Consider the following 13,390-nt stretch of genomic DNA (forward strand, 5'->3'; position numbering starts at 1 on the left):
ATCAATTAGTGGCTAAATTCTCTGCGGCAGATGTGCTGTTTGTACTTATCTCATCAGGAATTTTCCACTATAATGATCGCCTTTTTGACATTTCTTCATAAAGAACCATGCCAAAATTTTGCAGAAACGCACAATAGCGGACAAAAGGATATCGTATGCGTACTAATTATTGTGGGCAGCTCAACAGTGCTCACATCGATCAAAAAGTAACCCTTAGTGGTTGGGTAAACCGTCGTCGTGATCTCGGGGGTTTGATTTTTATCGATATGCGTGACCGTGAAGGCATCGTTCAGGTTTTCTTCGATCCCGACCAAAAAGAAGCATTTGCCAAAGCCTCTGAATTACGGAATGAATTCTGTATTCAGATTACCGGAACTGTCCGCGCGCGACCTGAAAATCAAATTAATAAAGAGATGGCGACCGGCAGTGTGGAAGTGCATGCAGATGGCCTGACCATTTTTAACCGCTCCGAGCCGTTACCGCTCGACAGCAACCACGAAAACACCGAAGAGATGCGTCTGAAATACCGCTATCTCGACCTGCGCCGCAGCGAAATGGCGAACCGCCTGAAAACCCGCGCACGCATCACCGGGTTTGTCCGCCGCTTTATGGATACCGAAGGGTTCCTCGATATCGAAACCCCGATGCTGACCAAAGCCACACCGGAAGGTGCCCGTGACTACCTGGTGCCGAGCCGTGTCCACAAAGGCAAATTCTACGCACTGCCGCAGTCTCCGCAGCTGTTCAAACAGCTTCTGATGATGTCCGGTTTTGACCGTTACTATCAGATTGTCAAATGTTTCCGTGATGAAGATTTACGTGCTGACCGTCAGCCGGAATTCACTCAGATCGATGTGGAAACCTCTTTCATGACTGCGGACCAGGTCCGTGCGACCATGGAGCGTATGATCCGCTCACTGTGGAATGAAATCATCAATGTTGAACTGGGTGATTTCCCGGTGATGACATTTGCGGAAGCAATGCGCCGCTTCGGTTCTGATAAACCGGATTTACGTAACCCGCTGGAACTGACAGATATCGCCGACCTGGTGAAAGATTCTGAGTTCTCTGTATTTGCTGATGCGGCAAATGATCCGAAAGGCCGTGTTGTGGCACTGTGTGTCACCGGCGGCGCGGAAATGACCCGTAAACAGATTGATGAATACGGCAAATTTGTCGGCATCTACGGCGCGAAAGGCCTGGCGTGGATGAAAGTGAACGACCGCTCTGCCGGTATTGAGGGTGTTCAGTCTCCTGTCGCCAAATTCCTGACCGCAGAAACCGTTGAAGCCATTCTGGAGCGCACTGACGCACAGACCGGCGACATTATTTTCTTCGGCGCGGGCGCGAAAGGCACCGTAACCGATGCAATGGGCGCGCTGCGTCTGAAAACCGGCCGTGACCTGAACCTGACCGACCTGAACAGCTGGCGTCCGCTGTGGGTGATCGACTTCCCGATGTTTGAAGACGACGGTGAAGGTGGTCTGACCGCGATGCACCATCCGTTCACCTCTCCGCGTGATATGTCACCGGAAGAGCTGAAAAACGCGCCGGAAGACGCGATCGCCAATGCCTACGATATGGTTATCAACGGCTACGAAGTGGGCGGCGGCTCTGTCCGTATCCACCGTAACGAAATGCAGCAGACGGTATTCGGCATCCTCGGGATCACCCCGGAAGAACAGCGCCGCAAATTCGGCTTCCTGCTCGATGCGTTACAATACGGCACACCACCTCATGCGGGTCTGGCCTTTGGTCTTGACCGTCTGGTGATGCTGCTGACCGGTACCGAAAACATCCGTGACGTTATCGCGTTCCCGAAAACCACGGCTGCCGCCTGTCTGATGACAGATGCACCGAGCTTCGCGAATGACGATGCTCTGAAAGAGCTGGCGATTGCAGTAACTCAGAAAGAGAGTGACTGAATCTGATGGCTTTTAAACGCCCTGAATCTGTGCTGGTGGTTATCTGTGAGCAGGAAACGGGGCGTGTTCTGATGTTACAGCGCCGTGACGATCCTGCTTTCTGGCAGTCCGTCACCGGCAGTCTGGAACCGGGAGAAACTCCCCGCGATGCCGCATTGCGGGAAGTAAAAGAAGAAACCGGTATTGATATCCTTGCGGAGGGACTGCGGCTGACGGATTGTCAGCGCACCGTCCGCTATACCATTTTTCCGCATTTCCGTCACCGGTATGCACCGGACGTGACGCACAATACGGAACACTGGTTTGTGTTATGCTTACCCGCGCTGAAAGCGGTTCCCTTAACGGAGCATCTGGCGTATGAGTGGTTACCGGCAGCGGATGCCGCCGCGAAAACTATCTCACCCAGTAACGGGGAAGCAATTGAAGAATTCGTTCGTCAGTGTGTTCTTCCGCAGTGACAGCGGATTTAAATGAATGAACGTCGTAAGACTTAATCTGGAGATTAGAGAATGGCAGGTCATAGTAAATGGGCCAACACCAAACACCGCAAGGCCGCGCAAGATGCGAAGCGCGGTAAAATTTTCACGAAAATCATTCGTGAATTAGTCACGGCGTCGCGCATTGGTGGTCCTGATCCTGCATCTAACCCACGTCTGCGTGCGGCAGTGGATAAAGCGTTAGCAAATAACATGACCCGCGATACCCTGAACCGTGCGATTGCACGCGGGGCGGGTAATGATGAAAACGATAACATGGAATCCATCGTATACGAAGGTTACGGCCCGGGCGGTACTGCTGTGATGGTTGAGTGCCTGACGGATAACCGTAAACGTACGGTTTCTGATGTGCGCCACGCGTTCACCAAAACCGGCGGCAATCTGGGAACCGATGGCTCCGTCGCTTATCTGTTTACCCGCAAAGGTATCATTTCCTATGCACCGGGTCTGGATGAGGATGCGGTGATGGATGCGGCGCTCGAAGCCGGTGCTGAAGACGTTGAAACCTTTGACGACGGCGCTATCGACGTTTACACCGCCTGGGAAATTCTGGGTGATGTCAAAGACGCGATGGATGCAGCCGGTTTCAAAGCTGAATCTGCCGAAGTCTCGATGATCCCGTCCACCAAAGCGGATCTGGATGCGGAAACCGCACCAAAACTGATGCGCCTTATCGATATGCTGGAAGACTCTGACGATGTGCAGGAAGTCTACCACAACGGCGATATCTCAGACGAAGTTGCAGCACTGCTGTAATTTCCGTCACTCACTCCGCAGAGGATGCGCCACTGTGCGCATCCCTCTGTTTTCTTGCTTTTTTCCTGTTGTGACAATACGGTCCTCCTATGGCAATTATTCTCGGTATTGACCCCGGCTCGCGGGTGACCGGTTATGGTGTTATCCGCCAGCAGGGACGGCGTCTGCTGTATATCGGCAGCGGCTGTATCCGCACACAGGTGGATGATCTTCCGTCCCGTCTGGGCAAAATTTACGCCGGTGTCAGTGAAATCATCACCCAGTATCAGCCGGATTGTTTTGCTATCGAACAGGTCTTTATGGCCAAAAATGCTGATTCCGCCCTGAAGCTGGGACAGGCCCGTGGTGTGGCTATTCTGGCGGCGGTGAATAATAATCTGCCGGTATTTGAATATGCGGCGCGCCAGGTGAAACAAACGGTCACCGGTACCGGGGCGGCGGAAAAAGCCCAGGTACAGCATATGGTGCGCTCAATACTGAAACTGTCAGCGGCACCGCAGGCAGATGCGGCAGATGCACTGGCGATTGCTATTACTCACTGTCACTTTAACCAGAACCTGGTGCAGATGGGGCAGCCGCGTCTGGTGATGGCACGCGGACGGCTGAAAGAGTAACCGGTGTCGCAGATACCCGTGATTTTCTGATGGCTGGATATACGTCCAGCTTTTTTTATGCTATAAACAGGCTCTGCCGCAATCATAAAGGAGACGCGCGTGATCGGTCGCTTAAGAGGTATTGTGCTGGAAAAACAGCCGCCTGTCGTATTACTGGAAACCAATGGTGTGGGCTATGAAGTCCATATGCCGATGACCTGTTTCTATGAACTGCCGGATGCCGGTCAGGAAGCCATTCTGTTCACCCAGTTTATTGTGCGGGAAGATGCACAGTTACTGTACGGCTTTAATGATAAGCAGGAACGCGCGCTGTTCCGTGAATTAATCAAAGTGAATGGCGTCGGGCCGAAACTGGCACTGGCGATCCTCTCAGGTATGTCTGCGCAGCAGTTTGTGGCGGCGATTGAGCAGGGGGCTGTGGCACAGTTAATTAAATTGCCGGGTGTGGGCAAGAAAACTGCCGAACGTCTGGTCGTGGAAATGAAAGACCGCTTCAAAGGGCTTAACGGTGACCTGTTCCGTGATGCGGAAATGTCGCTTCCGGCCAGTCAGCAGGCGGGTAACAGCCAGGCAGATGCGGAATCTGAAGCCATTGAGGCACTGATTTCCCTCGGCTATAAACCGCAGGAAGCCAGCCGCATGATAGCGAAAGTCTCAAAAGCCGGTTCAGACAGCGAAACACTGATCCGCGAAGCACTGCGCGCCGCGCTGTAATAATAAAAACGATGATGACACAACGGGGTGACAGGTCATGATTGAAGCTGACAGACTGATTACGGCGGAAACGCTGCCGGATGATGAGGTGGTGGATCGCGCTATCCGGCCGAAATTACTGGCGGAGTATGTGGGTCAGCCGCAGGTCTGTTCACAGATGGAAATCTTTATCGAGGCTGCCCGTCAGCGCGGGGATGCCCTCGATCATCTGCTGATTTTCGGCCCGCCGGGGCTCGGGAAAACCACACTGGCGAATATTGTCGCCAATGAAATGGGCGTTAATCTGCGCACCACCTCCGGACCGGTACTGGAAAAAGCCGGTGATCTGGCGGCCATGCTGACCAACCTCGAACCCCACGATGTGTTGTTTATCGATGAAATCCACCGCCTCTCTCCGGTGGTGGAAGAAATTCTCTATCCGGCGATGGAAGATTACCAGCTGGATATCATGATCGGGGAAGGGCCTGCTGCCCGTTCCATTAAAATCGACCTGCCGCCGTTTACTCTGATCGGTGCCACCACCCGTGCAGGCTCTCTGACATCACCGCTGCGGGACCGTTTCGGGATCGTGCAGCGGCTGGAATTTTATAATACTGATGATTTGCAGCATATTGTCAGCCGCAGTGCACGTTATATGGGGCTGGATATCTCGGATGATGGTGCCCGCCAGATTGCCATGCGCTCACGCGGCACGCCGCGTATCACCAACCGTCTGCTGCGCCGGGTGCGGGATTTTGCCCAGGTGAAAGGTGACGGCGGTATTGACGGGCTGATTGCCGGTCAGGCTCTGGATATGCTGAATGTGGATTCTGCCGGGTTTGATTACCTGGATCGCAAGTTGCTGGTCACCATTATTGATAAATTTATGGGCGGCCCGGTCGGGCTGGATAACCTGGCGGCGGCCATCGGTGAAGAGCGGGAAACCATTGAGGATGTCATCGAACCTTTCTTAATCCAGCAGGGCTTTATTCAGCGGACACCGCGCGGACGCCTTGCCACCGCACATGCCTATCGTCACTTTGGTATTGATCACAGTGGAAACGATTAAGAACCCGGCCGTCAAACCTTAGGGTAAACATAATATGTTTACCATTTTGCCCATGTGATAATTAAATGGCTTTTTTGGGGATTATTCCGGGAGGATATCTCTGTAATTGGTTGTTTTTCGACATTTAAAAATTGGCGTGCATCGTCTGAACCCTGTAATGTAAAAAGGAGGATTTCGTTAAAGGGAAAAGGAACTGACTATGCGTGTTCATTTTATCATTCATGACTATTTTGAAGCACCGGGCGCTTACGAGTATTGGGCAAGGAAGAATAATTACGATGTCACGTTCACCCGTCTGTATGAAGGTGACAAGTTACCTGACAGCATCAGCGGAATTGATTTTCTGATTATCATGGGCGGGCCGCAAAACCCGGAAACCACCACTGCGCAATGCTCTTATTTTGATTCCAAAAAAGAGCAGGCGTTTATCGCCAATGCTATCAATTCAAATAAAGTTGTCATCGGGGTCTGCCTCGGGGCACAGCTTATCGGCGAAGCATTAGGCGCGCCGTATACACAAAGTCCGGAAAAAGAGTTCGGCAAATTTACCATCCATATGACCAAGGCCGGAAAACGCAGCCAGCTGTTTTCTCATTTCGGCGATTCGCTGGGGGTGGGCCACTGGCATTATGATATGCCGGGATTAACCGAAGGCGCGCAGATTATCGCTTTCAGTGCCGGTTGTCCGCGTCAGATTATTGAATACACCAAACGCGTTTACGGCTTCCAGTGCCATATGGAACTGACCCGTGATGTGGTGGAGTATCTGATCCTCAACGGCGAAAATGATCTGAAATCTGCCGCCGGATTCCGTTTTGTTGATACACCAGGTGCTATCCGCAGACACAGCTACAGTGAAATGAATGAAAAACTGATCACATTTCTCGACAAGCTGGTGCTGAGTGTGAATCCGGTGAAACCGAAAGTGCGGACAAAATCAGAAACAGCGTAATAACGCGGTATGACCGGAAGTAAAAAGCCCTGAAAATCAGGGCTTTTTACTGTATATACAATTAATTGCGTGGTTTTACCAGCAGGCTGAGAATAAAGCAGCAGGCGGCGCACAGCACAACAGACGGACCCGCCGGAGTGTCATAAAAAGCGGAGAAGGTTAATCCGCCGGTGATGGAAATCATCCCGGTGACAACAGCACCCGCAGCCATCTGTTCCGGTGTCCGCGCAAAACGGCGGGCAGCGGCGGCAGGAATAATCAGCAGAGAGGTGATAATCAGCGCTCCGACAAATTTCATGGCAAGGCCGATGGTCAGCGCCGTGACCAGCATCAGCATCATCCGCAGTCTGCCCGGATTGATACCGTCAACAAACGCCAGTTCCGGGCTGATGGTCAGAGAGAGCAGATTACGCCACTGCCACATCAGCAAGCCGGTCACGATAGTCACACCCACGGCAATAGGCAGCAAATCTTCATAGGTCACTGAGAGCAGGTCACCGAACAGATACGCCATCAGATCCACCCGCACATTCGACATCAGACTGACCACCACCAGACCGAGAGACAGCGCACTGTGCGCCATAATACCCAGCAGAGTATCCACCGCCAGTTGCGGACGGCGTTCCAGCCAGACCAGCAGCATAGCCAGAATCAGTGTCACGGCAATCACGGCATAAAACGGACTGACATTCAGCAGCAGGCCAAAGGCGACCCCGAGCAGCGAAGCGTGCGCCAGCGTATCTCCGAAATAGGACATCCGCCGCCAAACCACAAAGGAGCCGAGCGGACCGGCCGCGATCGCCAGTAAAATCCCGGCGAGCCAGCCCGGTAACAGTAATTCAATCATGGCGGCACTCCGGAGCGGGTTTTACAGAGACATCTGCCGGGGCGTGATTCCCGCAGCAGGGTGCAGAAGGGGATAGCACTGCACTGCCGTTCTCGTGACTATGGTTGTGATGATGACGGTACACGCCGATCTGTGTCGCGGCCCGGCTACCGAACATGGCGGTAAACTCCGGATGGGCGGCTACCACATCCGGCTCGCCGGAGCAGCAGATATGCCGGTTGATACACAGCACGGTATCGGTTTTTGCCATCACCAGATGCAGATCGTGAGAAACCATCAGCACCGCGCAGTTCAGTTCATCACGCAGCCGGGTGATCAGGTCATACAGCGCGACCTGGCCGTTGACATCCACACCCTGAGTCGGCTCATCCAGCACCAGCAGCTGCGGCCGGGCGAGCAGGGCACGGGCCAGCAGCACACGCTGCATTTCACCGCCGGACAGCCGTTGCATCGGTTTTCCGGTCAGATGCGCGGCATTGACCCGCTCAAGCGCCGCGAGACACTCGCCCTTGCTGACACCGCGCTTCAGACGCAGAAAACGGGCCACCGTCAGCGGCATTGTCGGGTCGAGATAGAGTTTTTGCGGAACATAGCCGACAGTCAGACCCGGTGTGCGGGTGACGGTGCCGGACGTCGGTTCGGTAAGGCCGAGTACCACACGGACAATAGTGGATTTTCCCGCGCCGTTCGGCCCGAGAAGGGTGATGATTTTCCCGGGGGATAATGTAAATGAAATGTCCTCGAGTACCGTATTGGCACCAAAAGCGACAGAAACATCATTTACCGCGATAAGTGTTGACATGACAAATTATTATCTTGCAGAATGAATGAAACGTTATAATATAACATTATCGCAATCATGTCACGGAGTTTCCATTATGCAGCACCAGTCACGGCACGGAATAAAAACAGCGTTTATTGCCACATTTTTGAGTCTGGCCGCACAAACCGCCAGCGCAGATGTGTTAACATCAGTACGTCCTATCGGGTTAATCGCCGCTGCGGTTGCAGATGGCGTCACGGACACACAGATTTTACTGCCGGATGGTGCTTCGCCGCATGATTATGCACTCAAACCGTCTGACCTGAAAAAAATCCGTTCAGCGGATTTGGTTGTCTGGGTCGGGCCGGAGCTGGAAACCTTCCTGCAAAAGCCGCTTTCAGCTGTTCCGGAGCAAAAACAGATCGTTATCAGCGAACTTGAGTCTGTTAAACCTTTTCTGCTGAAAAACGATGAAGATGACGACCATGATGAGGACGGGCATCACCACCACGGTGAGTACAATATGCACCTGTGGATGTCGCCGGATATTGCCCGGCAGACCGCTCAGGCAGTGTATAATAAACTCCTGGTGAGTTATCCGGATAAAAAATCTGTGTTGGACGTAAACCTGCGTAAATTCAATGGACAACTTACTGAAACTGAGAAGAATATTGCTCAGCAGCTGGCACCGGTGAAAACACACGGGTATTTTGTTTTTCATGACGCCTATGGTTATTTTGAAAAACGTTTTGACCTTTCGCCTTCCGGGCATTTTACGGTCAACCCTGAAATTCAGCCGGGTGCGCAGACACTCAATAACATCAAATTAAAGCTGGCTGAGCAAAACGCCTTGTGTGTGTTTGCTGAGCCGCAGTTCAGGCCGGCAGTCATTAAAGCGGTGGCCAAAGGGACGAACGCGAAGATGGGCGTCCTTGACCCGCTGGGCAGCGGAATTGCAGTGGATCGGGACGGTTATACCAACTTCCTGTCACGGTTATCAGCACAGTACGCATCCTGCCTGGAGCAATAAATAAGGAACAGAACGCGTGCAATTGCAGCAACTGGCAAAATCCGCCGTTCTGGTATACAACCAGTTACCCAAAGCGCATCGCATGATGCTGGGGATGTTAACTGCCGCAACACTGGGTGTCGCTGTCTGGCACCCGTTTGCTGTATATCATGAGCGGAATGCTGATAACGAACAATATATTGAAACTGATTTTGCGCCACCTGCTGACACCTCCGGCACGCAGGCAGGAACCGGCACGGACACTGATACCGATACTGACGATATTATCACCGACAGCAGTGATCAGCTGCCGGATGAAGGACTTGCCAAAGAGTCTGATGATATCGACGAAGCCTCCCCGACTGACACCGTTATCCCGACATCACTTGAATACACTGTTGCCAGCGGCGACAGCCTGTCTGCCATTCTGACACAGTACGGGATAGATTCCTCTGATGTGGCTTTATTATCCAATCAGTACAAAGGGTTGCGTAACCTGCAAATCGGCCAGACCCTCGCCTGGGAGCTGAATGACGACGGCGAACTGAAATCCCTGAGCTGGGCGGTGAACCGCCGTGAAACCCGTACCTATGTCCGCAGCGGCAACGGATTCAAAGAAACCAAAGAGATGCGCGAAGGTGAATGGCAGACTAAACGCCTGACCGGCAAAGTCAGCGGCAGCCTGAATGCCAGTGCATCAAAAGCGGGACTGACCCGCAGCGAAGTGCGTGATATTTCCAAAGCATTACAATGGCAGGTGGATGTCCGTAAAGTGAAAAACGGCGATCGCTTCACTGTACTGACCTCCCGTGAAATGCTGGACGGCAAACAGGAACAGAGCCAGATGCTGGCTGTACGTCTGCATACTAACGGACGTGATTATTATGCATTCCGCGCCGAAGACGGCCGTTTTTATGATGCCAAAGGCGACGGGCTGGAGCGCGGCTTCCTGCGTTTCCCGACCGCCAGACAATTCCGTGTTTCCTCACACTTTAACCCGCGCCGTGTAAACCCGGTCACCGGGCGTGTTGCCCCGCATAAAGGGGTCGATTTCGCGATGCCGGTCGGCACACCGGTACTGGCAGTCGGTGACGGGGAAGTGGTTGTGGCTAAATTCAGTGGTGCGGCGGGTAATTTCGTGGCTATCCGTCACGGTCGTCAGTTCACCACCCGTTATATGCACATGCGCAAACTGCTGGTCAAACCGGGCCAGAAAGTCAAACGCGGTGATAAAGTCGGGTTATCCGGTAATACCGGGCGCTCAACCGGTCCGCATCTGCACTTTGAAGTCTGGAACGGACAACAGGCTGTGAACCCGCTGACAGCAAAACTGCCGCGTTCCGGCGGGCTGACCGGCAAAGACCGTACCGGCTATCTGGCACTGGTAAAACAGTACCGGCCACAGCTGACACTTGATTAATCCTCTCATTCCGGCGGCGGGTGCACAGACACCCGCCTGCCGCATTCTCAGTGTACAGAATTTTAATGTACTTCTGATTTCAGATAATCAATAATAATAGATCACGGTATTTATAATATCATGATAAATAAGCTTAATTTAATACGGGTATCCCTCTGTGTATAAAGAAAACGATACAGACAGCAAAGCGGGCTATATCCCGACATTTCACCGCCATTACCTGCACCCGAAATACTGGGGCATGTGGGTTGCGGCAGGCGCACTGGCCGGTCTGAGCTACCTGCCGGTTAAATTACGTGACCCGATGCTGGCCGGTGTGGGCCGGATTGCCGGGCGTTTTGCCAAAGGCGGACGCCGCCGGGCGTTAATCAATCTGTATTACTGTTTCCCGGATATGCCGAAAGCGGAGCGGGAAAGGATCACAGATGAAATGTTTGCCAGTGCACCGCACGCCTTTGTGATGCTGGCGGAATTGTGCCTTCGCAATCCGCAGCGGGTGATTTCCCGCACGCAGGTTCACGGGCAGGACATTATTGACGCGTTACAGGCAGAAGGGCGCAATATCATCTTTATGGTGCCGCACGGCTGGGCGATTGATTTACCGGCGATGTTGTTTGCCGCGCAGGGAAATAAAGTGGCGGGTATGTTCCATCACCAGAAAAACCCGGTGGCGGATTACCTGTGGAATAAAGCCCGGGTTCACTTCGGCGGACGTCTGCACTCCCGCGAAGCCGGTATCAAACCGTTCATTGCCAGTGTGCGTAATGGTTTCAGTGGATATTATCTGCCGGACCAGGATCACGGCGAAGAGCACAGTGAGTTTGTGCCGTTTTTCAGCACCTATAAAGCCACACTCCCTGCTATCGGGCGGCTGATGAAAGTGTGCAAAGCGGCGATTGTCCCGCTGTTTCCGGTGTACGATCATAAAAATCACCAGTTCCATATCCACGTCCGCCCGCCGATGGATGATATTGACGGTCAGGACGACCCGTATATCGCCCGTCGCATGAACGAAGAAGTGGAAGCCCTGGTGCGCCCGAATATCGAACAATACACCTGGATCCTGAAACTGCTGAAAACCCGCAAAGACGGTGAAGAAGAGCCGTATAAAATCTATAAACACAAAGAATTGCCCTGAGACGGGGCATAAAAAAAACCGCCCGTCATCCGACAGGCGGTTTCATTTTTATCTGAAGAAAATCACTTCACTTCAAGAATACGGCTGGTATTGGTGCTGCCGACCAGGCCCATCTGGTCGCCCTGGGTGACCATGACCAGGTCGCCGGTGCACAGATAGCCTTTTTCTTTCAGGCGGCTGATAGCTTCGGTGACTGCTGCCAGGCCATCGGTGTGGGTGCTGCAGAATACCGGGGTGACACCACGGTACAGTGAGCACTGATTCAGAGTTTTTTCATGGCGGGACATGGCGAAAATCGGCAGGCCGGAGCTGATGCGGGACATCATACGCGCGGTACGGCCGGATTCGGTCATGGCAATAATCGCTTTCACGCCGTTGAGGTGGTTGGCCGCGTACATGGTGGACATCGCAATTGCTTCTTCCGGATTGTCGAAGGTCATATCCAGGCGGTGTTTGGAGATATTCACATTCGGCATTTTCTCTGCGCCCAGGCAAACCCGCGCCATTGCTTCCACGGTTTCCGCCGGATACTGGCCAGCAGCGGTTTCTGCAGAGAGCATTACTGCATCGGTACCATCAAGTACGGCGTTTGCCACGTCCATCACTTCCGCACGGGTCGGCATCGGGTTAGTGATCATGGATTCCATCATCTGGGTTGCTGTGATCACGACACGATTCAGTTGACGGCTGCGACGAATCAATTTTTTCTGGACGCCGACCAGCTCCGGATCGCCGATTTCCACACCGAGGTCACCACGGGCGACCATCACCACATCGGATGCGAGAATGATTTCATCCATCACCTGATCGGTGGCGACCGCTTCGGCGCGTTCGACTTTGGAGACAATCATTGCCTCACAACCGGCATCACGGGCGAGACGGCGGGCGTAGTGCAGATCTTCCGCACTGCGCGGGAAGGAGACAGCAAGGTAATCAACATTAATACGGGCTGCGGTTTTGATATCTTCTTTATCTTTTTCTGTCAGCGCATCGGCAGATAACCCGCCGCCGAGTTTGTTGATACCTTTATTATTGGAAAGCAAACCACCGACGGTCACTTCGGTCATGATTTTAGTGCCTTTGACATCCAGCACTTTCAGCTGCACACGGCCATCGTCGAGTAACAGAATGTCATCTGTCACCACATCTTCCGGCAGCTTTTTATAGTCGATCCCGACGTGCTCACTGGTACCTTCGCCTTTGCCCAGCTCTGCATCCAGAATAAATTTATCGCCGACATTCAGCAGAACTTTATTGTCTTTAAAGGTGGACACCCGGATTTTCGGCCCCTGGAGATCACCCAGGATAGCCACCTGTACGCCGAGGCGGGCAGCGATTTCACGGACTTTATTCGCACGTTCAACGTGATCGTCCGGGCTGCCGTGAGAAAAGTTCATACGAACCACATTGGCACCGGCACGGATGATTTTTTCAAGATTGTTATCGCGATCGGTGGCGGGGCCCAGGGTCGTTACGATTTTCGTTCTTCTGAGGCGTATTGACATAAATTACTCCGTTGACCTGAATAAGGTGAAATGGTGTTGATAAAAACTCCCCGCCGGGAAAATCGCTCCCGGCAGGAAAGTGTAAAATCGATTCACTCCTGTCTGATTATCGCGTATTTAAAATAAAAATCGAGTCAGCAAACGCAAAACAGTGAGTCAGACGTTATCCTACCATCCGTTATATTACTAATTCGTGATGGTC

Annotated in this window: 13 protein-coding genes; 10 read left to right on the forward strand and 3 right to left on the reverse strand. The window is 52.8% G+C overall.

The window, feature by feature from the left end; translation table 11 throughout:
- Positions 1–155 precede the first annotated feature (155 nt).
- The 7 genes from aspS to GN208_RS10275 all read left to right on the forward strand — a co-directional run bounded on the left by aspS (position 156) and on the right by GN208_RS10275 (position 6,506).
- Positions 156–1,925, forward strand: coding sequence for an aspartate--tRNA ligase (aspS, locus tag GN208_RS10245; protein ID WP_015422679.1), 1,770 nt, complete (start codon positions 156–158; stop codon positions 1,923–1,925).
- Between the two features lie 5 nt (positions 1,926–1,930).
- Complete coding sequence (gene nudB / locus GN208_RS10250) at positions 1,931–2,383, forward strand: dihydroneopterin triphosphate diphosphatase (RefSeq protein ID WP_004237296.1); 453 nt, start codon at positions 1,931–1,933, stop codon at positions 2,381–2,383.
- Positions 2,384–2,434: 51 nt separating this feature from the next.
- Entirely contained in the window at positions 2,435–3,178 is a 744-nt protein-coding gene (locus GN208_RS10255) for a YebC/PmpR family DNA-binding transcriptional regulator (RefSeq protein WP_004237295.1), read from the forward strand.
- Between the two features lie 89 nt (positions 3,179–3,267).
- Positions 3,268–3,792 (forward strand): crossover junction endodeoxyribonuclease RuvC, encoded by a 525-nt coding sequence (gene ruvC, locus GN208_RS10260; protein ID WP_004237294.1) that lies wholly within the window; start codon positions 3,268–3,270, stop codon positions 3,790–3,792.
- A 99-nt stretch (positions 3,793–3,891) separates the two neighbouring features.
- On the forward strand, positions 3,892–4,506 hold the full coding sequence (gene ruvA / locus GN208_RS10265) for a Holliday junction branch migration protein RuvA (protein ID WP_004239448.1): 615 nt from the start codon (positions 3,892–3,894) through the stop codon (positions 4,504–4,506).
- Positions 4,507–4,543: 37 nt separating this feature from the next.
- On the forward strand, positions 4,544–5,554 hold the full coding sequence (gene ruvB, locus GN208_RS10270; RefSeq protein ID WP_004237292.1) for a Holliday junction branch migration DNA helicase RuvB: 1,011 nt from the start codon (positions 4,544–4,546) through the stop codon (positions 5,552–5,554).
- 199 nt (positions 5,555–5,753) lie between these two features.
- A complete protein-coding gene (locus GN208_RS10275) occupies positions 5,754–6,506 on the forward strand; it encodes a hypothetical protein (protein WP_004237291.1) in 753 nt (250 codons plus the stop codon).
- A 61-nt stretch (positions 6,507–6,567) separates the two neighbouring features.
- On the opposite strand, the gene znuB is transcribed toward GN208_RS10275, so the two are convergent.
- The gene (gene znuB / locus GN208_RS10280; RefSeq protein WP_004237290.1) at positions 6,568–7,353 is read right to left on the reverse strand and encodes a zinc ABC transporter permease subunit ZnuB; all 786 of its coding nucleotides are present in this window, start codon (positions 7,351–7,353) and stop codon (positions 6,568–6,570) included.
- Positions 7,346–8,155, reverse strand: coding sequence for a zinc ABC transporter ATP-binding protein ZnuC (znuC, locus tag GN208_RS10285; protein ID WP_004237289.1), 810 nt, complete (start codon positions 8,153–8,155; stop codon positions 7,346–7,348). Before znuC ends, znuB begins: the two co-directional genes overlap by 8 nt.
- A gap of 76 nt (positions 8,156–8,231) precedes the next feature.
- Between znuC and znuA the strand changes: the two genes are divergently transcribed.
- The 3 genes from znuA to lpxM all read left to right on the forward strand — a co-directional run bounded on the left by znuA (position 8,232) and on the right by lpxM (position 11,683).
- Positions 8,232–9,146 (forward strand): zinc ABC transporter substrate-binding protein ZnuA, encoded by a 915-nt coding sequence (gene znuA / locus GN208_RS10290; RefSeq protein WP_004237288.1) that lies wholly within the window; start codon positions 8,232–8,234, stop codon positions 9,144–9,146.
- Positions 9,147–9,168: 22 nt separating this feature from the next.
- Complete coding sequence (mepM, locus tag GN208_RS10295) at positions 9,169–10,545, forward strand: murein DD-endopeptidase MepM (protein WP_032098299.1); 1,377 nt, start codon at positions 9,169–9,171, stop codon at positions 10,543–10,545.
- A 157-nt stretch (positions 10,546–10,702) separates the two neighbouring features.
- Positions 10,703–11,683 (forward strand): lauroyl-Kdo(2)-lipid IV(A) myristoyltransferase, encoded by a 981-nt coding sequence (gene lpxM, locus GN208_RS10300; protein ID WP_004239444.1) that lies wholly within the window; start codon positions 10,703–10,705, stop codon positions 11,681–11,683.
- A 62-nt stretch (positions 11,684–11,745) separates the two neighbouring features.
- On the opposite strand, the gene pyk is transcribed toward lpxM, so the two are convergent.
- On the reverse strand, positions 11,746–13,188 hold the full coding sequence (gene pyk / locus GN208_RS10305; RefSeq protein WP_004239443.1) for a pyruvate kinase: 1,443 nt from the start codon (positions 13,186–13,188) through the stop codon (positions 11,746–11,748).
- Positions 13,189–13,390 lie beyond the last annotated feature (202 nt).

Origin of the sequence: Morganella sp. HSTU-ASny43 (assembly GCF_022819185.1) — a bacterium.
Taxonomy (GTDB): Bacteria; Pseudomonadota; Gammaproteobacteria; order Enterobacterales; family Enterobacteriaceae; genus Morganella; species Morganella morganii.